Source organism: Enterococcus sp. AZ071 (assembly GCF_050499065.1).
Taxonomy (GTDB): domain Bacteria; phylum Bacillota; class Bacilli; order Lactobacillales; family Enterococcaceae; genus Enterococcus_A; species Enterococcus_A ferrettii.
Window position 1 is genome coordinate 1,132,007 of record NZ_JBIPAS010000002.1, and the last position, 21,983, is coordinate 1,153,989.

21 protein-coding genes, 1 pseudogene and 1 riboswitch are annotated in these 21,983 nt (G+C 39.0%); of the genes and pseudogenes, 18 read left to right on the forward strand and 4 right to left on the reverse strand.

Going from position 1 to position 21,983, the window contains the following annotated elements:
* Positions 1-6: 6 nt before the first annotated feature.
* On the forward strand, positions 7-1,440 hold the full coding sequence (locus tag IGI49_RS23930; RefSeq protein WP_429965137.1) for a family 1 glycosylhydrolase: 1,434 nt from the start codon (positions 7-9) through the stop codon (positions 1,438-1,440).
* Positions 1,441-1,774: 334 nt separating this feature from the next.
* On the opposite strand, the gene thiD is transcribed toward IGI49_RS23930, so the two are convergent.
* Together thiD and IGI49_RS23940 are read right to left on the reverse strand one after the other, a co-directional pair.
* Complete coding sequence (gene thiD, locus IGI49_RS23935) at positions 1,775-2,575, reverse strand: bifunctional hydroxymethylpyrimidine kinase/phosphomethylpyrimidine kinase (RefSeq protein ID WP_429965136.1); 801 nt, start codon at positions 2,573-2,575, stop codon at positions 1,775-1,777.
* Between the two features lie 62 nt (positions 2,576-2,637).
* Positions 2,638-2,735: riboswitch (TPP riboswitch) on the reverse strand.
* 79 nt (positions 2,736-2,814) lie between these two features.
* Positions 2,815-3,411 (reverse strand): ATP-dependent Clp protease proteolytic subunit, encoded by a 597-nt coding sequence (locus tag IGI49_RS23940; protein ID WP_429965135.1) that lies wholly within the window; start codon positions 3,409-3,411, stop codon positions 2,815-2,817.
* 163 nt (positions 3,412-3,574) lie between these two features.
* On the opposite strand from IGI49_RS23940, the gene IGI49_RS23945 reads away from it, so the two are divergent.
* The 5 genes from IGI49_RS23945 (at position 3,575) to IGI49_RS23965 (ending at position 6,836) form a co-directional block, all read left to right on the forward strand.
* Positions 3,575-4,045, forward strand: a complete 471-nt coding sequence (locus IGI49_RS23945) for a TspO/MBR family protein (protein WP_429966069.1) — start codon at positions 3,575-3,577, stop codon at positions 4,043-4,045.
* A gap of 70 nt (positions 4,046-4,115) precedes the next feature.
* A complete protein-coding gene (locus tag IGI49_RS23950; RefSeq protein ID WP_429965134.1) occupies positions 4,116-4,586 on the forward strand; it encodes a helix-turn-helix transcriptional regulator in 471 nt (156 codons plus the stop codon).
* 6 nt (positions 4,587-4,592) lie between these two features.
* Positions 4,593-5,027: a WYL domain-containing protein gene (locus IGI49_RS23955; RefSeq protein WP_429966068.1), complete on the forward strand. Its 435-nt coding sequence runs from the start codon at positions 4,593-4,595 to the stop codon at positions 5,025-5,027.
* Complete coding sequence (locus tag IGI49_RS23960) at positions 5,024-5,641, forward strand: uracil-DNA glycosylase family protein (RefSeq protein WP_429965133.1); 618 nt, start codon at positions 5,024-5,026, stop codon at positions 5,639-5,641. Before IGI49_RS23955 ends, IGI49_RS23960 begins: the two co-directional genes overlap by 4 nt.
* Before the next feature lie 388 nt (positions 5,642-6,029).
* Positions 6,030-6,836 carry a sortase domain-containing protein gene (locus IGI49_RS23965; RefSeq protein ID WP_429965132.1) on the forward strand — a complete coding sequence of 269 codons (807 nt, stop codon included), beginning with the start codon at positions 6,030-6,032 and terminating at the stop codon, positions 6,834-6,836.
* 57 nt (positions 6,837-6,893) lie between these two features.
* Here the strand turns inward: IGI49_RS23965 and IGI49_RS23970 are convergent, their stop codons facing one another.
* Together IGI49_RS23970 and IGI49_RS23975 are read right to left on the reverse strand one after the other, a co-directional pair.
* A complete protein-coding gene (locus tag IGI49_RS23970) occupies positions 6,894-8,459 on the reverse strand; it encodes a helix-turn-helix domain-containing protein (protein ID WP_429965131.1) in 1,566 nt (521 codons plus the stop codon).
* A gap of 438 nt (positions 8,460-8,897) precedes the next feature.
* A complete protein-coding gene (locus IGI49_RS23975; RefSeq protein ID WP_429965130.1) occupies positions 8,898-10,238 on the reverse strand; it encodes an AAA family ATPase in 1,341 nt (446 codons plus the stop codon).
* 365 nt (positions 10,239-10,603) lie between these two features.
* Between IGI49_RS23975 and IGI49_RS23980 the strand changes: the two are divergent.
* The 12 genes and pseudogenes from IGI49_RS23980 (at position 10,604) to IGI49_RS24035 (ending at position 21,983) form a co-directional block, all read left to right on the forward strand.
* A pseudogene (locus IGI49_RS23980) lies at positions 10,604-11,291 on the forward strand (hydrolase).
* Between the two features lie 1,057 nt (positions 11,292-12,348).
* Positions 12,349-13,845: a ribosomal protection-like ABC-F family protein gene (gene abc-f, locus IGI49_RS23985; protein WP_429965129.1), complete on the forward strand. Its 1,497-nt coding sequence runs from the start codon at positions 12,349-12,351 to the stop codon at positions 13,843-13,845.
* A gap of 295 nt (positions 13,846-14,140) precedes the next feature.
* On the forward strand, positions 14,141-14,443 hold the full coding sequence (locus tag IGI49_RS23990) for an urease subunit gamma (protein WP_207704538.1): 303 nt from the start codon (positions 14,141-14,143) through the stop codon (positions 14,441-14,443).
* 102 nt (positions 14,444-14,545) lie between these two features.
* Complete coding sequence (locus tag IGI49_RS23995; RefSeq protein WP_429965128.1) at positions 14,546-14,869, forward strand: urease subunit beta; 324 nt, start codon at positions 14,546-14,548, stop codon at positions 14,867-14,869.
* Positions 14,866-16,578: an urease subunit alpha gene (ureC, locus tag IGI49_RS24000; protein WP_429965127.1), complete on the forward strand. Its 1,713-nt coding sequence runs from the start codon at positions 14,866-14,868 to the stop codon at positions 16,576-16,578. Before IGI49_RS23995 ends, ureC begins: the two co-directional genes overlap by 4 nt.
* 11 nt (positions 16,579-16,589) lie before the next feature.
* The gene (locus tag IGI49_RS24005; RefSeq protein ID WP_429965126.1) at positions 16,590-17,042 is read left to right on the forward strand and encodes an urease accessory protein UreE; all 453 of its coding nucleotides are present in this window, start codon (positions 16,590-16,592) and stop codon (positions 17,040-17,042) included.
* On the forward strand, positions 17,032-17,715 hold the full coding sequence (locus tag IGI49_RS24010) for an urease accessory protein UreF (RefSeq protein WP_429965125.1): 684 nt from the start codon (positions 17,032-17,034) through the stop codon (positions 17,713-17,715). The genes IGI49_RS24005 and IGI49_RS24010 overlap by 11 nt, the downstream gene beginning before the upstream one ends.
* A gap of 20 nt (positions 17,716-17,735) precedes the next feature.
* Complete coding sequence (ureG, locus tag IGI49_RS24015) at positions 17,736-18,341, forward strand: urease accessory protein UreG (protein ID WP_429965124.1); 606 nt, start codon at positions 17,736-17,738, stop codon at positions 18,339-18,341.
* A 2-nt stretch (positions 18,342-18,343) separates the two neighbouring features.
* Positions 18,344-19,168, forward strand: a complete 825-nt coding sequence (locus IGI49_RS24020; RefSeq protein WP_429965123.1) for an urease accessory protein UreD — start codon at positions 18,344-18,346, stop codon at positions 19,166-19,168.
* A gap of 10 nt (positions 19,169-19,178) precedes the next feature.
* Positions 19,179-20,096 (forward strand): urea transporter, encoded by a 918-nt coding sequence (locus IGI49_RS24025; RefSeq protein ID WP_429965122.1) that lies wholly within the window; start codon positions 19,179-19,181, stop codon positions 20,094-20,096.
* Between the two features lie 6 nt (positions 20,097-20,102).
* Positions 20,103-21,185, forward strand: a complete 1,083-nt coding sequence (locus tag IGI49_RS24030) for a FecCD family ABC transporter permease (RefSeq protein ID WP_429965121.1) — start codon at positions 20,103-20,105, stop codon at positions 21,183-21,185.
* Between the two features lie 9 nt (positions 21,186-21,194).
* Entirely contained in the window at positions 21,195-21,983 is a 789-nt protein-coding gene (locus IGI49_RS24035; RefSeq protein WP_207704547.1) for an ABC transporter ATP-binding protein, read from the forward strand.

Genomic DNA, 21,983 nt, shown 5'->3' on the forward strand with positions numbered 1-21,983 from the left:
AAAGTAGTGACAAAATTAGCAAAAGATTTTTTATGGGGCGGCAGTATTGCTGCCCATCAATTAGAGGGTGCTTGGCAAGAAGGTGGAAAGGGTCCAGCAATTATGGACTATGCAACTTCGGGTTCAGCTGATACACCACGAGAATATACGAAGGAAATTGAAGAGGGTCGGCGCTATCCTTCTCACGAAGGGATTGATTTCTATCATCGCTACAAAGAGGATATCGCTTTGTTTGGGGAGATGGGTTTTAAGAGCTTGCGTATTTCTATCGACTGGTCACGAATTTATCCCAATGGCGATGATGATAAGCCGAATGCGGCAGGTATTGCATTTTATCAAAGTGTTGTTGACGAATTGCTAAAGCATAACATCGAACCAATCATAACCTTGTATCATTTTGAATTACCAATGAATTTGGTCACTAAATATGACTCATGGAAAAACAGACAGTTAATCGAGTTTTATTTGAACTTTGTAGAAACAATGGTCCAGACATTAAAAGGTAAAGTTAAATACTGGGTAACCTTCAATGAAATGAATCATATTGATCCACAAACAGAAGCTTCTGACATGTTTACTTATATTTTAGCAGGACTGAAATATAGCGAATTAGAAGGTAATAAGAAAGAAGTACTAGCAGTAATTGGCTATAATATGACTCTGGCTGGGGTCAAGGCGACGAGATTGATTCATCAGCTTGATCCAGCAAGCAAAGTCGGCTGCGTCTTCGGAATTACACCAACTTATCCAGTCAATTGTGATCCGGTCAATGTTTTGAATGCTTTTAAAGAAATGGATCGTGATTTCTATCAAATTGATGCGATGTGCAATGGGGAATTCCCAGAGTACAAATTAAGAGAATACCAAGATCTGAAGATCGAAGTTGGTTTGACTAAGGAAGATAAACAGGATTTTGCGGAAGGTCAGCTTGATTTTATCGGTATGAACTATTATATGACAGATGTTGCTCGTTATAAAGGCAGTGAGGAGGAGGAGGGTTCGCTATTTGGCGGCGTACAGAATTCGTTCCTTGAAAAAAGTGTTTGGGGCTGGGGGGTTGATCCTATTGGATTGAGGTATTTATTAAATTATACTTACCGCAGATATGGCTTGCCAATTATTATTTGTGAAAACGGATTAGGTGCTGTGGATAAAGTTGGCCTAGATGGTGTCGTGCATGATGATTACCGAATTGATTTTTTACAAAAGCACTTGAGTGAGTTGAAAAAAGCAGTAGAGGAGGACAAAGTAGATTGTTTTGGTTATTTAATGTGGGGACCGATTGATTTAGTGAGTACAACTACTGGAGAAATGAAGAAACGATACGGCTTTATCTATGTTGATAAACACGATGATGGAACAGGGAATTTGTCTAGAAGTCGTAAAGATTCATTTTATTGGTACAAAAATCTGATTGAAACCAATGGAGAAGACTTGTAAAAATGAAAAAAATGTTCGGAACACTGCTGATTTTCTCGTTGGGTTAATTTTTGTTAGCAGTTTGACCGCAGGATCTGAGTCAGACGCTGCTAAAGGGAGGCCTCAATAAAAATTTCATGAATAGTACTTACTTGAAACACCTCATAAATGAATTTAACGGTCTCGACTACATGAATTGGAAAAGCACTAGTTAGACAGTAATGTGTGCCAGCAACTCTGTTTTGATAACTTACGAAGGCGATTAGAAAACACAGTTATTCATGATACAAGTTGAAGAAGCACGAAAGTTTTTTCTTTCGTGCTTTCCGGTGTGGGTTAGGATTAAGCGTGGTACTTATTCTTTTAGTCCAGATTGATACAAATCGTAAAAATGATTGGTGGGTCCGTGTCCATTGCCTAACGGTAATGAATAGCGAATTGCTGTAGTTACGTAGCTTTTGGCTTTGGCAACAGCTTCATCCAGTTCTATTCCAAGAGCTAATTGTGACGCAATAGCAGAAGAGAAGGTACAGCCAGTGCCGTGAGTATTTTTGGTATCAATCCGTTCGCTAGTGTATTGAGAAAATCCTTGACCAGCATATAAAACATCGGTGGCTTTGCCGACTTTGTGTCCACCTTTAACCAGAGTTGCGGCACCACATAAGTCATAGATTTTTTTTGCAGCAATTTCCATATCTTCTAAAGACTGGATGGAAAGACCGCTGATTTTTTCTGCTTCTGGAATATTTGGTGTTATTAAGTTAGCCAAAGGCAGAACTGCTTCAATCAAAGTATCAATTGAAGTAGGGTCCATTAGAGCACAGCCGTTTTTTGCATACATAACTGGATCTAAGACGACTTTTTCCGGTTGCCACTTTTTTAAACTAGCTGCGACAGCTTGCATTGTTTCTACAGTAGAGAGCATACCGATTTTGACTGCATCAGGTTTGATATCTTCAAAAACGGCATCAACTTGTTCTTGAATAATTTGTGGTGTGATATCCTGATAGGAAATCACCCGAACGGTATTTTCAGCAACCACGGAGGTGACCACTGACATGCCAAATACTCCATGGGCCGAAAAGGTTTTCAAATCGGCTTGAATCCCAGCACCGCCGCTGCAATCTGAGCCGGCGATAGTTAATGCTTTTTTCATCTAAAAACTTCCTCCTTTACGCGTAAAAAGGGCGTCACCTTAAAAAAGGGGACGCCCATCAATTTTATCTTAGACTTGCTTCCCTCCGACGGTGTTAACCAACAGGTTCTAAGGGTCAGGTTTTACCTTCTCAACGCTAAGCGTCCCCCCGCAAAAAAATATTCAGTTAATCGTCACAGCTGCACAATTCTAATACAACTTATCTAATGGTATAACAAAAGGAGCAGTAGAACAAGCTCTTATTTGCCGATTTCTTCAGAAGTAGAAATGATTTTTCCGACGATACCGTAGTCTTTTGCTTCATCAACAGACATCCAGAAGTTGCGATCCGTGTCTTGCTGAACCTTCTCGACCGTTTGTCCAGTTGCTTCCGCGATTAAGCGGTTAATCCGTTCTCTCGTACGGATAATTTCCTTGGCCTCGATTTGAATTTCAGTTGTTTGTCCACTAACGCCACCAGCGGGCTGGTGAATCATGTAACGAGTGTTTGGCAAACTGTAGCGATTTTCTTTTTCAGCTGCTAAGAAAATCGTAATGCCGGCACTTGCTACCCATCCAGTTCCAATCATATTAACGGTTGGTTCAATAAATTTGATGACATCATGAATCGTGTCCCCAGATTCTACATGGCCACCAGGGCTGTTAACGTAAATCGTAATCGGATCATCATTCAATGCTGACAGCAGCAACAATTGTGAAGTAATATCTTTTGCTAATTCTTGCGTAATTTCACCATAGATTAAAACAGTCCGCTGATCAAGTAATTTTTTACGGTACACATCTGGAATTTCATTGGTTTTATTTTCATTATCTTCATTTTCATCTAAGTAGAACATTCAGACACCTGCTTTCATTTAGTTAACCTCAATTATAACACATGTAATAAAAAAGAGTGAAACAGACCTCCTAAATGCAAGAAAAATCAGTCTTTGAGCGTATTTATCGCTTGATAAAATGAATCGTGGTAGAGTGGGTTTATGGAAGGAGGGAAGATCTATGATGAACATTTTGAAGGACTTTCGCTTTTGGGTGTGTACGATTGGTGTAACCTTGTTAGGCTTACTTTCTGGTCTTTTTACAACGAACGCACAAAGTTATTACCAACAATTGGAATTGCCATCATTTGCTCCTCCAGGTTGGTTGTTTGGTCCAGTCTGGACTATTTTATACATTTTGATGGGGATTACATTTTACCTAATTTGGACACATCCCGTAAAAGAAGAGCGCCGTACCATGATTCCATTGTTCGTGGTTCAGTTTATCCTAAACTTTTTATGGTCGCCACTATTTTTCGCAGTACAAAACAATCTGCTTTCTGTAATTGACATTACAGCATTATGGATTTTATTAATTATTCAGCAACTGTTTTATTTGCGTCACCGACCAGTTGCCATGTGGTTAATGGGACCCTATTTCCTTTGGGTAACATTTGCGATGTTTTTAAACTACGGAATTCTTATTTTGAATTAATTTTCACAAAAGCTTAAACCCTGACAATTATTGTCAGGGTTTTTTGATACAATAAAATAGGTGATCACTTATGAAAACAAATCGGATGATTCATTTATTGTTTTATCTTTTGCGTCAGCGCAAAACAACAGCTGTGCATCTAGCTGGAAAATTTGGTGTTTCCTTACGGACAATTTATCGCGATCTGGATCAGCTAAGTCAAGCAGGTGTTCCTTTGTATACGACTACTGGTCGAAACGGTGGAGTTGCTTTGATGGAAGATTTTGTGTTGGATCGAACATTTTTTACTCAGACAGAGCAGAGTGAATTGATTGTGGCCCTCAGTAGTTTGGCTGCAACAGGTTTTGTGGAAATTGACAGCTTACAAGAAAAACTGACCAGCTTGCGAAAAGAAGCAGCCGAGCCTTTACTAGTAAATTTTTCTCGCTGGGGAGTCGATCCTGCTCAGGAAGCAGAGCTCTTCAATCAAATTAAAAAGGCCATATTGGAACATCAGGTTTTAGCAATTAATTACCTTAATAGTCAAGGGGAAGAAGGGTGACGGCGGATCGAACCCCAAAAATTAGTGTTTCAGGAAAATCAATGGTATGTGTTGGGATTTTGCCGCTGCAAGGCTGACGTCAGGCTATTTCGTCTGTCTCGTATTTTGGAGTTGGAGCAATCAAAAGAAACTTTTAAGTCAAATGCTTCTATTGAAAAGCATTTTAATCAGATTCAACGAAGTTTCAGCGAGCGAATTTTAGTAAAACTAACAACATCTCAAGCAGTCAAGCATCGCTTGGTAGACATTTTTGGCAGAGAAGCTGTTCAAACGATCGGATATGCGGTACAGGTAGAGACAAAATTGCCGATTGATGAATGGTTAATTTCATTTTGCCTGTCTTTAGGTTCAGAATTGCAAGAAATCCACCCAGTTGAATTGAAAGAAGCAGTCACAGCCGAACACCAAAAGGCTTATAAGCAATTAAGGAGGAATAAATGAAGATGGAGACATTAATTACTTTTGTAAAGAAGCATTATCCTAAAGATGCCGAAGAAATATTAACGTATTTGCCTAAACAGACCATTGATCCGCAAAAAATTCGGGTGATTATGATTAACGAGGTAGTAGCAAGCAGCCCAATGGAGGACTTTTATAGTCTGGAAGACAAACCAGAATATTTACAGACGACTTTAGCGATCTTTGAGCAGGCCGATGTCTCAATCCAAACTATGGATGATATTTTGGACTTAGGTATTTACATCACTAACACTGTTAAGATGCCTAAAGGCTCTACTGTTATTCCAAATGAAACCATTGATTACTTTTTACCAATTTTAAAAACTGAGCTTGAGTTGTTTCCGAATTTAGAGGTAGTTATGCTAATGGGAGATGTGGCTCGAAAAGCATTCAATAAAATTGCTAAAGCAGCCACTAAGAAAAATGCATTACCTAGTGGTTCAACATATAAGCTGCGCCACAGTGAATGGTATTATCAAAACCTGCGTATTCTAGCGGCCTATATTTTAACTGGCAAGAATTTGAAGATTGAAAAGTCCAAGAGCAGGATGTCAGCAGAAGAGATTAGAAAAATGTTGAGAATCATCAGACTATAAGTAAAAGGATTAATTGACGTGTCAAACGAATCAATTACGCATTGTCTGTCTTAAAAGCAAAATAGTGTTATTTTTCACAATATTTTAAAAATTGTTCCTGTAATCCGTTAATTTAAAAAAACGCAAGAAAATTGACTTGCACTTCACAATTTTTATAAAAAAACAAATTGTTGGTAATTAAAAAACTTTCTATAATGCTCAATCACTTTTTTTTTTTTTACAATAAATTATGCAAAAATATAATAAACGCTTTTAAATCAATCTTTTTTAATGATTTGTTGTTTTGGGGGCGTTATCTAAGAAACAGCTCTTTTTCAATTTTAGGCTTTACCCCTTATGATTAAAGCACAAGGAGAGATACCTTAGACTTTAAAAGGAGGGGCATAAAATGACTATACAAAAAACAGTAGCTGTAATTGCAGCAGTCACGTCATTAACTTTGTTCGGAAATTTGGTTATATTTCAGAGCCCGGTAGCAGAAATTTCGGCCCAAACCAGTACCTCTTCAACTACTGTGAAAGCTGAAAATGACAATAAATCAGAACAATCATCAGAAAAAGAAGCAGGAGAAGAAAAAAGCTCCACGTCAGAAGAAACGAAAGCAACTGAGAAGACTCAAGCAAGCTCTGAAAGTACAGTAGCTTCAGAAATAGCTGAACCAAGTGAGGAACTTGCAATAACTGAAACACCAATCGTTGAAGCACCAACACCAGCTCCATCATCTGTAGAGGCAGCCGCTGTTGAACAATCAGATGTAATGGAGGACACTTCTGAACCAGTATCACAATTACAGCCTAATATGCTGCAAATTGCCGGTTCGTATATTTCTTACAGCAATGCAGGACAAGGCTCAGGCCAAGCAGTAATCGATGCCGATCACAGCACAGCCGCTACTTGGGGTGGTTCGCCTGTACAATCAGGAAACGACGGAATGAATACTCATATTATCGGTCATAACCCAGGTGCATTCAATGCCTTGTTTTCATTAGGTGTTGGTTCAACCATCGAAGTATCTGATGCATCTGGCCAAATCAGTACTTATACAGTCCAAAATATTGTAACAGTCGATGATAGTGCCTACGGGGTAGATGGCAATGACTATTGGGATCAAATTACTGGAACAGGTGGGGGCGAACGACTAACCTTACAAACCTGTATCAATGATTTCCAGAACTTAATCGTCTTTGCTGCATAAAAATAAATGACGCAATGATCAATCCCATGATAGATGGAACGGTCATCGCGTCTTTTTTTAGTTTAATTGCTTTTGAGAGGGAATATATGGATAAGAGTAAATTTGTTTTGCCCTTCTTAAGTAGGAGTAACCAATGTCGCGAATGAAATCCAATGAAGCTCTTTGTTGAATATCCAAAATACTATTTTCAATAGTATCGCGGTCTGAGGCCGAAATGAAATTATTGACGATCAGGCAATTGTTCTTTTGATAATTTTCAATTGGATTGTTGCTAATAACTAAATCATAATCGTTCAGCGACTCGAAATCCTCAGGAGTGGAGAAAAGAACCGTGAATTCAAAAATATTTAACCCCAGTTTTTCTCCGTACTGTGCGTGCAAGAAATTCCGCATCATCTCTGCATGTTTTCTTCCGAGATTGCTGACGATAATCACAGAAACCTGCTTGCGCATTTTTTCTAATTGAATTGGCAGCTGGCTCCATTCTCGCATCAAAAGAGCTACTACATCATGCAAGCGAACATTGATCCAAAGTGTCGGGTTGCGCTTATCAATGTCTTCCAAATAGAGTGTCACCAATGTGGAAAAGACTGGATACATGTGATGAACTCCGTGAGCGAAACGTCGTTGTTTATCGTATAAAATGATTCTTTTAAAGGGATAAAAATTGTATTGAACGTACCAAATCATCATTTGCTGGATAATTTTATTCCGATCCTCTTCCAATAGAGGAAAATCAACGGCTTTAACCATTTTGTCTAAAAAGGTATTAAGTTTTTTATGAATGCGAATAATTTGCTCTTCGTTATCCCAACTGTAAAATTCATGGAAAACTGTCCGGGCAACTTCCTTGTACCAGCTGTCAGTCAATGAGTAGGGCGTACCTTCCACTAAATGGGCTACTATCTCTTCGCTGTATTCAATGACTTTATCAATTGTATCATCAGGTTCACTGTATACCTCATCAGATAAAGCAAAGCCTTGGCTCATACGAATTAAGGTAACCATTAAGAGAAACGAGGCATCCTGAACTTCTTGATCATCTAAAGAGACATCAAAGTCTGTTGACGCCCGCATAACATAGCAAAATGTATCTTGTTGGTTGATCTCAAAAGGCCATTCATTAATACCATATGCCTCAGTATAATATTGTTGATAAAAAACACGCACCCAGCGTTCATCTGGCGCGGTCACACGAAAGGGTCCACGTTCCAAAATTAATCCACGCTTTTCGAGAAAAATCTCCACCGCATTCACCATTCTATAGAATGAAGCTTCACTCATAAATAGTTCATTAATCCAGTATTCTGCATCTTCATCAGGTGCGTATAGCAATTTTTCAATAAATTGAAATTCATCGCACTCTTGAAAGATAGTGCTGTAAACATTGGCCATCTTGTTGGATGCGAGGTTATTTAGACGGATTCCTTGAAATTTTGAATACTCAACATATACATATTCACCCCAAAATTCATTAATGTAATCAATATCACTCAGCAGGGTTTTTGCCGAACAGTCTAAAAAATTTGTTACGTCTTTCGTAGGGCACCAAGTAGAAAAATTATCCAAAAATTCCAGCAAGGTTATCTTACGATAGATTGCGGTGCTTAACAAAGCTTTCATAGGATTTTTCCTTTCTTAACGGTGTTAGTGTTCATTAGTATTTTACCCTTTTTTAATCTTTAATTCATCTAAATCACAAAAAAATTATGAGAAAATTCCAATGATAAAAAAACGTATAGATATAAATAAGTACTAATGCTTTAAAAAGAATAGTTTAAAACTAGACTTATAATCATATGACAATGATTTGTTACTTAATTTTAGCCATAAAATAGTTATGTGACAAGTGATTTGAACAGAAATTATGAATGTAGATCATTTAATTAAATAAATAACCACAAGATAATCAGAAGTTGGCTAATACAATAGAGGTAAAAGATTAGAAAGGATGTTTTAGATGAGGTATTTATCTCTTCGATTACGAATCTCGCGCGGTAGGTTAACAGTAGTGTGTGTTAAAGCAGGCAGAAAAAGCAAAACTTACTGAAGTTACAAACTTCAGTTAAGCTTTGCTCTTAATTGTTCTAAATAGATGAGTGGCTGATACATTTCATCGTAAATTGCTTCTAAATTGTCAGTCGTATCGACAATCAGGCTGGCATTTGCATCTCGTTTATCCGGCGAGGTGTTGTAAAATTTGGTACCGATTGACTCCTGGGTTGAGAAAATATCCAACGCTTCAATAATATAGGGACTGCGGGAGGTAATTAGTACCTTAACCGAATAAACGGTCGTTATGCGAACCAATAATTCTGCTAGTTTTACCTGCCATTGAGGATGAAGATGAGTTTCTGGTTCAACAAAAATCAGACAACTACTATCAGCTGCGATCCCGTTTAACACAATCAACTGCAAGAGCGCAAAAATTTTCGTTCCAGAGGATAACGAATTGAACGGAACGCCTTTTAACGAATTTTTTTGAAAAAAATAGTAGCCGTCTCGTTTGCGTACTAGTTGCCCATTTAATACTTCAGAAAAAATAGCTATAATTTTTTTATCTCGCAGATAGTTTTCTTTAGGCTGGCGTTGCATAATTTGTTTAATCAGCCGTTTTCGATGAGAAGCTTCGTTAGCCTGCTGGAGCTTCTCGGAAGGTGCCTTGCCAAAAAATTGTTCATCCGTTGCAAGTGCTAAATTATCCAACAAATCGGGATCATCCAGACAAATGGCTTCTTTATAGGTATGTGTTAGTTGAAATTGACACTGAAAATTGTCCAGTCGATTGCTTTTATAAGGTAGAATCAGATGATCATCTTCCTCTTGAAGAGAGAGAAGCGCTGATTTGTTTAAAGAAGAATCACTAATGATGTAATTGGAAAATTCTTGACGCAGCAATCGATCAAATAAAGCAGCCACAGTCTTTTCATCCAAATAATCACGGTTTTGTTGCTGAAAAATAGTTTTTATAATAGCCGCAATCTGTTGTCGGTTAGGCCAACGAACTTTTGTCGACATTTTTCGTTGAATATTGCTTAAAAGATCAGTAATTTGCTCAGTTAATTTAGTATCTTCAGCAAAAATCTCTTTGTGATCTACTCCGTGTTGATTGTGCTCAACCTGGTAAAGGACAGTCTGGACCTCCCGCCGAAGTGCGTTTACTGAGGGAAAGGTATCTTTTTCTACCCAACGCTCCAAATTCTCCAATTCTTCCATGATTACTGTGTATTTTAAAGCAAACAAATAGTTTCCTTGATAGAGGTTAATTCCAGTTAAAAGAGCGTACAGTATCTTACTTACCGTACCTTTTCCCGAGTTGTTGACACCGGTTATTACCGTAAGGTCTGTCAGTTCAATCGTGGCCTGTTTTATTTTGGCAATATTTTCAAATTCAAGTAACATCGGCTCACTCCAAACTTTTCTATTATTAATTCAAGTATACACTAAAATGTTCTATAATCGGCAGCTATCTTAGTAAAACTGGTTTTGTAAATTTTTCAATAAAAAGACCATTTATAGTAAGAGTTAACTGCTCTTTGACATCTGGTAATCCTTATATTATTGTTAAGAAAAGAAGACCAAAGTTACGCACAAAAAGAATAACATTTTGCCAAAAGAGAGAGTAAAGTTGTAACCAAGTCGAACGTTTGACTGCAAATTTGGTTGTAAACTTGAATTATTAGCTAAATGTTGAGTCCTGCTGCTTTTAGCAAGTCATTGTTTTTAATTTTTTGCACGAACAAATTAGTCGAATGGGGGAGTCTCCTATGGAAAAACAAGATAACGGTACTGAACAATTTATTCCTGAATTATATTCTGAACTTAGACAAAGTATTATTAAAATGCCTAAGGTGATAAAAAAAGCCTCGGGTATCCAAATCTATGGCAAGCTTATCAAAAGTATCATTTATTCTATGGATGTTGCGGTTATTGCCAACAATGATGCAGATGCTATATTGGCTGTATACCCTTGGACACCCAATACCCGAATCTTGTCAGCCATCTCTACTGTTTCTCAAGTTCCGATTTTAGCTGGTATTGGTGGTGGACTAACTTCAGGCAATCGCTCTTCACGTTTAGGATCATTCGCAGAGGAACATGGAGCTTTTGGCGTAGTTCTGAATGGTCCCTGTGACTTGGATACAATTGGCATTGTAAATGAAACAGTGGATATTCCCATTATTTATACAGTGGTCAACGACAAACGCAACCTGCAGGAGCTGATTGACAACGGAGTTGATATCTTTAATGTGGCTGGTGGAAAAGAAACGACCAATCTTGTTCGCTGGGTTCGTGAACAATTTCCTGAATTTCCTATTATTGCTTCGGGTGGTCAAAACGATGAGCAAATTTTATCCACTATTGAAGCAGGGGCGAATGCAATTACTTATACAACTTATGGCAAAACTGAAAAATATTTCCAAGAAAAAAATGGAACAATATCGAAAGTTATAAAGCAGCTGTTTACAAAAAGACGCCTTGAGTCTAGGTGTCTTTTTTGTTTTATTTTTAAGAGTAAATGCTTTTTATCCGAAGTGTTTTAAAAGTCTTTAAAAAGTTTCTTGCTTATTTAGTGGTGTTTCTTGTGTGTTATTTTTCTCATTTTTCGTTTATTTTTCCAGTTTTAAACTTTCTGTTTTTTAGATTACACATTTTTTAGTTATTTTAAATTCGTTGATAAAGTACCTATTAAACTCGTGGTGTGAAAAGTTCTTTAAAAGTTTTTAAATAGTCGCTCGCTTTTTCTGCTTTTTTATCGTTCAATAAATTTTGGATGAATTGTATGGATTGAGAGCTTTGGAAGATCAGTTTTAGCTTCCAAGCGATTTCCAAGAGTCATTGCCCATAGAATAAGTTTCTTAAATGATAGTACTTTTAATAACCGTTTCATAGTTATTTGAAAAATAGCATAGTTAAACTGGGTATCAATTCCAAAGGTAGCAGATTGAAATGAGGGAGTATCCGTTCTTTTACTGTTTCTCGTTAGCGGAAGTATCTCGTTTTGGCATACATTTTCTAATTTTTTTACTAGGTACTTATCCGTAATAGTGATGGCTGTTTTTCATTTAGAAGTTATTTTTCTAAGATGTTTCATCTATTCAAGTATTATTAGACGAAAAACTCTTCTTTCGACTGAGGTATTTACCATACATGAATCAACTTTGGATTATAAATGATAGGTACAAATTAGCGAAAATTTTTTTGACCGGTAAATGATTTCTTGTTATAGTGAAAGTACAGAAAGTGAGGGATCCCGATGCGTAATTTCACCAAATAAAGTAGAAGCTGCATTCAGACTGTACCGTGGATTGACCAAGGGAGCAGTGTGCAGATTTTCGAACAATTGGTGAATGTAGTAAAGAGGGAATCCTTTTAAGACGATCTTTGTAGCAAATGTTTGCTGCGAATTTTCGGTTCTATTTATTGTGGATCAGCTCAACCGCCAGTTGTCGAAAAGAACTGACGGTTTTTTTTGACTTCTGGGAAGAAGTCGCTGCGAGGTGTTATCCATATGAGTAATATAATAATGAATCACGTTACATTCGGTTACGATCAGTTAGGTACTCTTTTATTTGATGATGTACAGCTGATTGTTGATGAGCAATGGAAGCTAGGATTAGTCGGCCGTAATGGACGTGGCAAGACCACTTTATTGAAATTGTTGCAAAATCAATTACCCTACCGAGGTACGATTAATCACACAATGAATTTTGTTTATTTTCCTTTGAGTATCGCTGATCCGAGCCAGCTGACTTATTATGCACTGTTGGAGCAGAGGGATTTTGAAATTTGGCAATTGGAACGAGAGTTGAACTTATTGGCCTGTGATCCAGCAGTATTGTGGCGGCCGTTTCAATCTTTATCTGGTGGGGAGCAAACCAAAGTTCTGCTAGCGATGCTGTTCGCCGAGGAACATTGCTTTCCACTTATTGATGAGCCGACCAATCATTTAGATATTTTAGGGCGTCAACAGGTAGCAAAGTATTTACGGAAAAAGAAGCAGGGCTATATTTTGGTTAGTCATGATCGGCAGTTTTTGGATGAAACGGTTGATCATATTTTAGCAATTGAGAAAAGCCAACTGATACTATATCAGGGGAATTTTTCCATTTATGAAGAACAAAAGGCGCAAAAAGATGCTTTTGAGCAGGCACAAAATATTAAGCTGAAAAAAGAAATTGCTCGTCTGCAGCAAACCGCTAGGGAAAAAGCAGCTTGGTCTGCTTCGCGTGAAACCGATAAACTGAACAAATCTAAAGGGTTCATTGATACAGAATATCGTCGGGTAAGTCCTGGAGCAATCGGCGCGGATGCTGCCCGAATGATGAAAAGGTCCAAGGCAATTTTACAACGTGTAGAAACTCAAATCAGTGAAAAGGAGCAGTTGCTGAAGAATATTGAAACAGTAGACGGTCTTGCGATGAATTGGCAACCTAGTCATCGTCGTCGGTTGATTCAAGTAGAAAATCTACGGCTAGCTTATGATGAGCATCTTCTTTTTGAGAATGTTTGTTTTGAGTTGAATCATGGCGATTGTTTGGCAGTCACTGGCACGAATGGTAGTGGAAAAAGTGCTTTAGTACAAGCTTTATTGGGGACATTTACCGGTGAGTGTTTTGGCAAAGTTTTTATACCTAAGGGCTTGACTATTAGTTACGTGCGACAAAAATACGAAGACAATCAAGGCACTTTAACAGATTTTGCATTACAAGAAGGGCTAGATTATCCAATGTTTTTAAATAATCTCCATAAGTTGGGAATGGAACGTAATGTCTTTGAAAATCGAATTGAGCAGATGAGCATGGGGCAGCGAAAAAAGGTTGAGTTGGCCAAATCGCTTTCTCAGCCATCAGATATTTATCTTTGGGATGAACCTCTGAATTATTTAGATGTCTTTAATCAACAGCAGATTATTCAATTGCTGCAGCGGATTCACCCAACTATACTGGTGATTGAACATGACCAGCATTTTATTGAGGCAGTTAGTACTAAAAGGTTAGAATTGTGACCGGTAAAATTATTATGAAAAAGAAAGTCGTTTCTTCAATGAAGCGGCTTTTTTAGTTTGCAGTTAATCATAGGGATGTAATCAATAGTCACATCTTGTGTTCGGAAAAACGATGTTCCTTCCATTTTATGAGAGATACATTCTGTAAAAGATCAGTGGCGATCGTTGTTTTAAAAGTGTATGTCAGAAAACGTCACATTACATCTTGGCGGATACTAGATTAAATGAGAATTTAATGATAAACTCATTTTAAATTTACAGAATATTTCCAAAATTGTAATCAAGGAGGAACTAGATGAATTTAGTAGCGCGAGAACAAGAAAAATTGATGATTGTGGTTGCTGCCGACGTAGCTCGCCGCAGAAAAAGTCGAGGGTTGAAGTTGAATCACCCGGAATCGATCGCTTTGATTACTTATGAAGTAATGGAGGGGGCTCGTGATGGGAAAAGTGTTGCAGAATTAATGACTTATGGTGCCACGATTTTATCAGTAGAGGACGTCATGGAAGGAATTCCTGAGATGATTCATGATATCCAGGTAGAGGCTACCTTTCCAGATGGGACAAAGTTGGTTACAGTCCATAATCCAATTCGCTAGCTCCTTTTTCTGTATTAAGAGAAACAAGGCTAGGACGTCGAAGTTTCAGATAAACAAATGATTAATTTTAGTAAGTTCAGTTAAAAATCGAGGAGGATGTTCATGAAACCCGGAGAAATTATTGTTGGTACTGAACCGATTCAATGCAATATTGGCCGTGAAACCAAGCAGATTGCCGTAACAAATACTGGGGATCGTCCAGTACAAATTGGTTCCCATTATCATTTTTTTGAAGTGAATAGTGCACTGCGATTTGATCGCGAAGCGGCCTATAGTTTTCGCTTAAACATTCCGGCAGGAGTCGCAGTTCGTTTTGAACCTCAGGATGAGAAGACTGTCGAGTTAGTGGCGCTAGCAGGTAAGCGGGAAGTTTACGGCTTGAATGCAAAGACGAATGGTCCATTGGATAAGGAGGGAATTAAATGAGTTTAGAAATATCGCGTAAACAATATGCAGAATTATATGGACCAACGGTCGGCGATAAAGTGCGTTTAGCAGACACAGATTTATTTATTGAAATTGAAAAGGACTACACTACATACGGTGAAGAAGTAGTCTTTGGCGGTGGCAAGGTCATTCGTGAAGGCATGGGGATGGATCCGTTAATCACTCGTGATGGTGGAGCGCCTGATCTGGTAATTACTAATGCAACGATTGTTGATTACAGTGGCGTTATTAAAGCTGACGTTGCTATTAAGGATGGAAAAATTTCAGCGATTGGCAAAGCTGGTAATTCATTCATCATGGATAATGTTGCTATTCCAATTGGCGCAGCAACCGAAATAATAGCCGGAGAAAATAAAATTTTAACAGCTGGTGGAATAGATACTCATATTCATTTTATTTCTCCTCAGCAAGTTGATTCGGCTTTGCATAGTGGTGTAACTACCATGATTGGTGGTGGAACCGGACCAGCAGAAGGAACCAATGCCACGACGGTTACTCCGGGTGCCTGGAATTTGGAGCGGATGCTGCAGGCAGCCGATGGTTTGCCAGTCAATCTAGGTTTTTTAGGTAAAGGTCAGGCAGCGATTGAAGCACCACTAGCTGAACAAATTGAAGCTGGCGCGATCGGATTGAAGATTCACGAAGACTGGGGGACGACTTTCTCAGCGATTCAACATTCTTTGGAAGTAGCTGACAAATATGATGTCCAAGTAGCAATTCACACGGATACTTTAAACGAAACAGGTTTTGTGGAACGGACGATTGAAGCTTTCGGTAATCGGGTAATTCACACCTATCATACGGAAGGGGCCGGTGGGGGACATGCACCGGACATCATCAAGATTGCCAGTCAGCCAAATGTATTGCCCTCTTCTACCAATCCAACTATGCCTTATACTGTCAACACGGTTGATGAACATCTGGACATGCTGATGGTGTGCCATCATCTGAATCCCGATATTCCTGAAGATTTAGCCTTTGCTGATTCGCGGATACGTAAAGAAACAATTGCTGCTGAAGACGTGCTGCATGATATGGGAATTTTCAGCATGATGAGTTCTGATTCTCAGGCGATGGGTCGGGTCGGTGAAGTGGTGACCCGTACTTGGCAAACCGCCGATAAAATGAAAAAGCAACGAGGACCAATGACAGAAGATGCTGAAGGCAACGATAATTTTAGAGTAAAACGCTATATTGCCAAATATACGATTAATCCAGCAATTACTCATGGGATTGCTGATTATGTCGGCTCAGTAGAAGTCGGAAAAATTGCTGATCTAGTCTTGTGGGATCCGGCCTTTTTTGGAGTAAAACCTAGCAAAATTTTGAAAAACGGGATGATTGCAGTAGCACAAATGGGCGATCCTAATGCCTCAATTCCAACGCCGCAACCTGTTTTTTACCGGGAAATGTTTGGCAGTTTGGGTACGGCTTTAGAGAAAAGCTCTTTTACCTTTGTCTCCCAAGCCGCCCAAGAGAAGAATATTAAAGAAAAATATCAGCTAAAAAAAGAAACCTTACCTGTTAAGGGGATACGAAAGCTGACAAAAAAAGATATGAAATTTAATGGTGAAACGCCTGAAATTACTGTTGATCCACAAACCTATGAAGTGACCGTAAATGGTCAAGTGGTGACTAGCGAAGCAGCCGAAGTCTTGCCGTTAGCACAAAAATATTTCCTATTCTAAGGAGTGATTCTATGATCGTAAAAGAAATCATCGGTAACATCAACAGCTATCCAGCAGCTGAAAGTAAAACCAAAGACTGGATAGCAATAGAAAATGAAGCACTAGCTAAGCGGGTACATCATTTGAATACAGCAAAAAATGGTGAAGTAAGTGTACGTTTGGCACCTGGAAAGCACCTGCATGTGGGTGATATTTTGGCCGAAACGGAGGATACCTTAGTGGTAGTGGATGTCTTACCAGAGGATGTTTTAGTGATCAAACCGAACGCCATCCATGAGATGGGTGTCATTGCCCATGAATTAGGCAATCGGCACTTGCCTGCTCAGTTTATCGACGACACAATGGTGGTGCAATACGATTATCTAATCGAGCACCTGCTGGGACACAAAAGTATGAGCTTTGAGCGCAAACACGTAAAAATGCCACATCCATTCCGACACATCGGACATAGCCATGATCACTAACCTGTTTCTCTTCCAAATGAACGATTCCAATTTTCCGATTGGTTCGTTTAGTCATTCTTATGGCTTTGAAACCTATTTACAGCAGAATCGAATTAAAAATGCGGAAGCCTTTGAGTTATGGCTGAAGCAGTTTCTCAACAACCAAATTTTATCCACTGATGGGTTAGCTATTCGTATTGTTTTTGAAGCTTTGGAGAAGAAAAGTTTGACAGAGGTTTTAGCGGTTAATGTTGAATTGAATGCACTGCTTTTACCCAGTGAAATGCGACAGGCTAACAAAAAGATGGGTCAGCAGTTTTTAAATATTGGTAATAGTCTGATGGATGACTCCTTGCTGAAGCATTACCAGCTGCGATTAAGGGAGCAGCAGCTAGCACCTCATCCAGCAATTGTTTTTGGATTACTAGCTTATTGTTCGAAGGCTGTGGTTACAGAAACTTTGTCTGTGTATCTACTAAATACTACGATTACCTTGGTACAAAATGCTGTACGGGGAGTACCGATTGGCCAAGTAGCTGGACAAAAAATTATTTATGCAGTGTCACAGGAGATTCCTCAACTGACTGAAGCAATCCTTACTATGCCGCTGGATCATTTTGGTGCTACTGCACCGGGAATTGAAATTTCCCAAATGCAGCATGAGTTTTTGTTTGCCCGCAATTTCATGTCTTAGAAAAATTTAGGAGGACTATAATGGACACAATCAAAATAGGAGTTGGTGGACCAGTGGGTGCTGGAAAAACCTTTCTCATTGAACAAATTGTACGCAAGCTGCAAGATAAGGTGGAAATTGCCGTTGTTACCAATGATATTTACACCAAAGAAGATGCGAAATACCTGATCAATACTGGAATTCTTGATCCGGCTCGGATTATCGGGGTAGAAACAGGCGGCTGTCCTCATACCGCGATTCGCGAGGATACATCTATGAATACAGCGGCAATTGAAGAGCTAGAGGAGCATTTCCCAAATTTAGAAATCATTTTTGTGGAGAGTGGTGGCGATAATTTAGCAGCCACCTTCAGTCCAGAGTTGGTAGATTTGTCGATTTACATTATTGACGTAGCCCAAGGGGAGAAAATTCCTCGTAAAGGCGGACAAGGGATGATCAAATCAGATCTTTTTTTGATTAATAAAATTGACTTAGCACCATTTGTGCATGCGGATTTATCAATTATGGCTAGCGATGCCAAGCAATACCGTTTGGAAAAGCCGACTGTCTTTACTAATTTGCAGAATGGTACCGGCTTAAATGAAGTCGTTGACTGGGTGAAAAAGCACGCTTTTATTGGAGTGTAGCTATGAAAACAATGACCGGTACATTGGAACTAGCCGTAAAACAACGTGATAATCGGACAGTACCAGGACATATTTTTTATCAAGGAGCGTTGAAGGTGATGCGTCCACAGTATTTAGATGACAGTGGGCAAGTGACTTATTTTGTTCTGAATCCTGGAGGCGGTTATTTAGATGGCGATCGATATTCCTTAACTATAGACGTGGGACCTGAGGCAAGCCTATATTTAACCACTCAATCGGCTACAAAAGTTTATCAAACGCCTAAGGATCACGTGTATCAGCTTAATCAAATTGCTGTTAAGGCTAAAGGAGAGTTAATCAATCTGCCTGACCCCATCATTCCCTACGAAAAAAGTATCTATCAGCAGGAACAATTGGTTTATTTAGCTAATGATGCCCGTTATTTTGCTTCAGAGATTGTAACACCTGGCTGGGATTCTGCCGAACGGGGTTTTACTTATCGAAAAGTCAATTTGCTAACAAAAATTTATTTGGACAATCATTTGGCAGTAATGGATCGGGTGTTGCTGCAGCCGGACTGCCAAAATTTAGCAGGCGCAGGGATGCTGGAGGGGTTAAAAAAAATAGCTTCCTTACTAGTAGTTCATCCCGAGATTGATCAGGAATATATTACTCAGCTTCATCAGGAGTTAACAATTGTCTATCCTGCTTTACATTTTGGTTTGTCGCTGTTTCCGATTAACGGATACAGTTTGCGTGTTTTGGGAAATGATACACAAGAAATGGAATCGGTTATCCAAGCTTGTTATCAACACTATAATCAAACATTTTGTAAAAAAAAGCTGCCGCAAACTAGGAAGTATTAGGAGGGATTTAATGGTGGAAATGACTGAAGAGACAAAAGTTTCATGGTTGAAAGGAATATGGACCAGTTTTTCCCAAGTAGTACTAATTGAACATCCAGTTAGTGGGGCGATGATTTTCTTAGCAGTAGTAATAGCAGATTTTCAGTTGGCAGCCTTGGCTTTAAGCAGCTGTCTATTCGCTAATCTGACTGCTCATTTATTACAAGTAGAAAACGATCAAATTAAAAAGGGATTGATAGGTTTTAGTCCGGTTTTGGTTGGAATTGCAGCGGGAACTTTTGTTGAGGGATGGGTTGCTTGTCCAATTGCTCTAGTTGGAAGTGTTCTGTGTGTCTTGATGACTTTGGTCATCAATCATTTGTTCAGGCAGCAAGGGCTGCCTGGTTTAACTTTCCCATTTATCTTGATCACCTGGTTATTCCTGCTAATCAGTTTTAATAGTCGCTGGATAACTACTAGTCGAACCGCCCGCTTGCCACAGACACTTTCAAGTACAGGAATGTTGACTCTTCCCGATATCTTTATCAAAGGGGTTGGGGAAATTTTCCTATTGGACAATGTCATCAGCTCTCTTTTGATCCTAGCAGCGATTTTTATTGCGAATGTTCGCTGGGGAGCATTGACAATTGGAGCAATTGGTTTTAGCTTGATGGGTGCGTATATCCTAGGTGGCAATTTGGAGACTGTGTCTTTAGGCTTGTACAGCTATAATTGTATTCTAACCTTTTTAGCCTTGGACTTATTTTTAGAAAAAAAGGATTCCCACTGGATCTTGCTAATGATTTTAACAGGTGGAATACTCACCATTTGTTTTGATTTTGCTCTACCGACATTATTAGGAATCGCTGGGCTGCCAGTCTTGACATTTTCTTTTGTATTGGCCACCTGGTTTGTCTTAACTGTCGAAAAATTGTTGGTAAGGAAGTGAGTGCAGATGCTCCACCGTTTTGATATTCCTCAATCAGTAGCCTGGTTCAAAGCAGGCGTTCGCCGCCGTCCGCGGCTAAGGCCGCTTTTGGTTCTATTAATTATACTTGCGATCATTTCCATCGTGGCAGCTACGGGATTAGGAGCGGTTAATATACCAGCAAATGTTACGTCAGATATCGTACTTAATCATATTACACAAGGATTTTATCCATCTAGTGGTACTTTGCTGCAACAAAATATTGTTTGGAATTTACGGCTTCCTAGAGTTCTGTTGGGTTTTGTTGTTGGAGCAGCTTTAGCAATTGCTGGGGTCGCTATGCAGGCTTTAGTACGTAATCAGTTGGCCGATCCATTTTTACTGGGTGTATCCTCAGGAGCAGAAATGTTTGGGACATTAGGTATGTTGTTTGGAGTTTTTAGCTTTTTAGGGACGTATGCTTTGTCCTTATCGGCTTTTTTAGGCGCAGCATTCTCTTTGTTACTGGTTTATGCACTCAGTCGCGTAAAAAATAAAATTGTGATTACTCAGCTTTTGCTATCGGGTGTGGTTGTAGCAATGATCTTTCAAGGAATTACAAAAGTGATTGTGTTAAGCGCTCCTAATGCATTAGGATTGCACAATGCTGAATTTTGGATGTCGGGTAGTCTAGCTAATACGAAATGGAGTTTTTTAGGTTTGCCAACTATTGTGATGCTAACCTGTGGGATTTTTTTAACCTTAAATTATCGTGTATTAAACCTATTGATAATGGGGGAGGAAACAGCTGCAACTCTAGGAATTTCGGTTCGTACCTTTCAAAAAATCCTGCTAATTGTCACGTCACTTTTAGCAGGAACGACGATTGCTGTTAGTGGAACAATTGGTTTTATTGGGTTAATTTGCCCACATTTTGCAAGGCTTTTAGTAGGTGGTGATCACCGAAAGGTTTTACCAGTAGCTAGTTTAATCGGTGGTATTCTAGTGGTCTGGACAGATGTACTGGCTCGAACCATATTAGCGCCGGAAGAATTACCATTGGGAATTTTAACCTCTATTCTAGGTGGTCCATTTTTCATCTTATTACTGAAGAAAAATCGAAAACATTAGGAGACTGTGATGGAATTACATGTGGAGAATTTATGCTGCAGTTACGAAAATCAATCTGTTTTAAGCAATTTAAATTTAAAAGCTCATCACCAGCAATTCGTCGGCATAATTGGACCAAATGGCAGTGGCAAATCGACATTGTTAAAAGCTGTGTATCGAGCATTAAAGCCGAAAAGCGGTGAAATTCGTTTAGACGAAACACCGTTAAGAGTGATGTCTTATAAAGAAAGTGCTCAAAAGATGGCAGCGGTTGGGCAGGAAAATGAATTACCTTTTGATTTCCGGGTGGAGGAAATTGTTCAAATGGGTCGCTACCCTGCTAAAAGATTCTTTGATAACGATACTGTTGAAGATTATCAGTTAGTAGCGGAAGCTTTGGAGCAGTTGGGAATTACTCATTTAGCACAACGAAATTTTCAGCACTTATCTGGTGGGGAAAAGCAGAGGGTATTGATTGCACGGGCTTTGGCACAGAACACCGATTTGTTGCTATTGGACGAACCGACCAATCATTTGGATATTCATTATCAGCTGGAAATTTTTGAGCTGTTAAGTCGTTTGCCGCTGACAGTTGTTTCGGCGATTCATGATTTGAATATTGCTGCCATGTATTGTGATTATTTGTATGTCATGGAATCTGGGGAGATTTTAACTAGCGGGAATCCAGGGGATGTCCTAACTAAAGAGACGCTGCAACAAGTCTTTCAGGTTCATGCTGAGATTAAAATTCATCCACTATTGCAGCGGCCGACCATTACTTATTTACCTAAAAATGGTCGGTCGCCAGGTCAGATATAA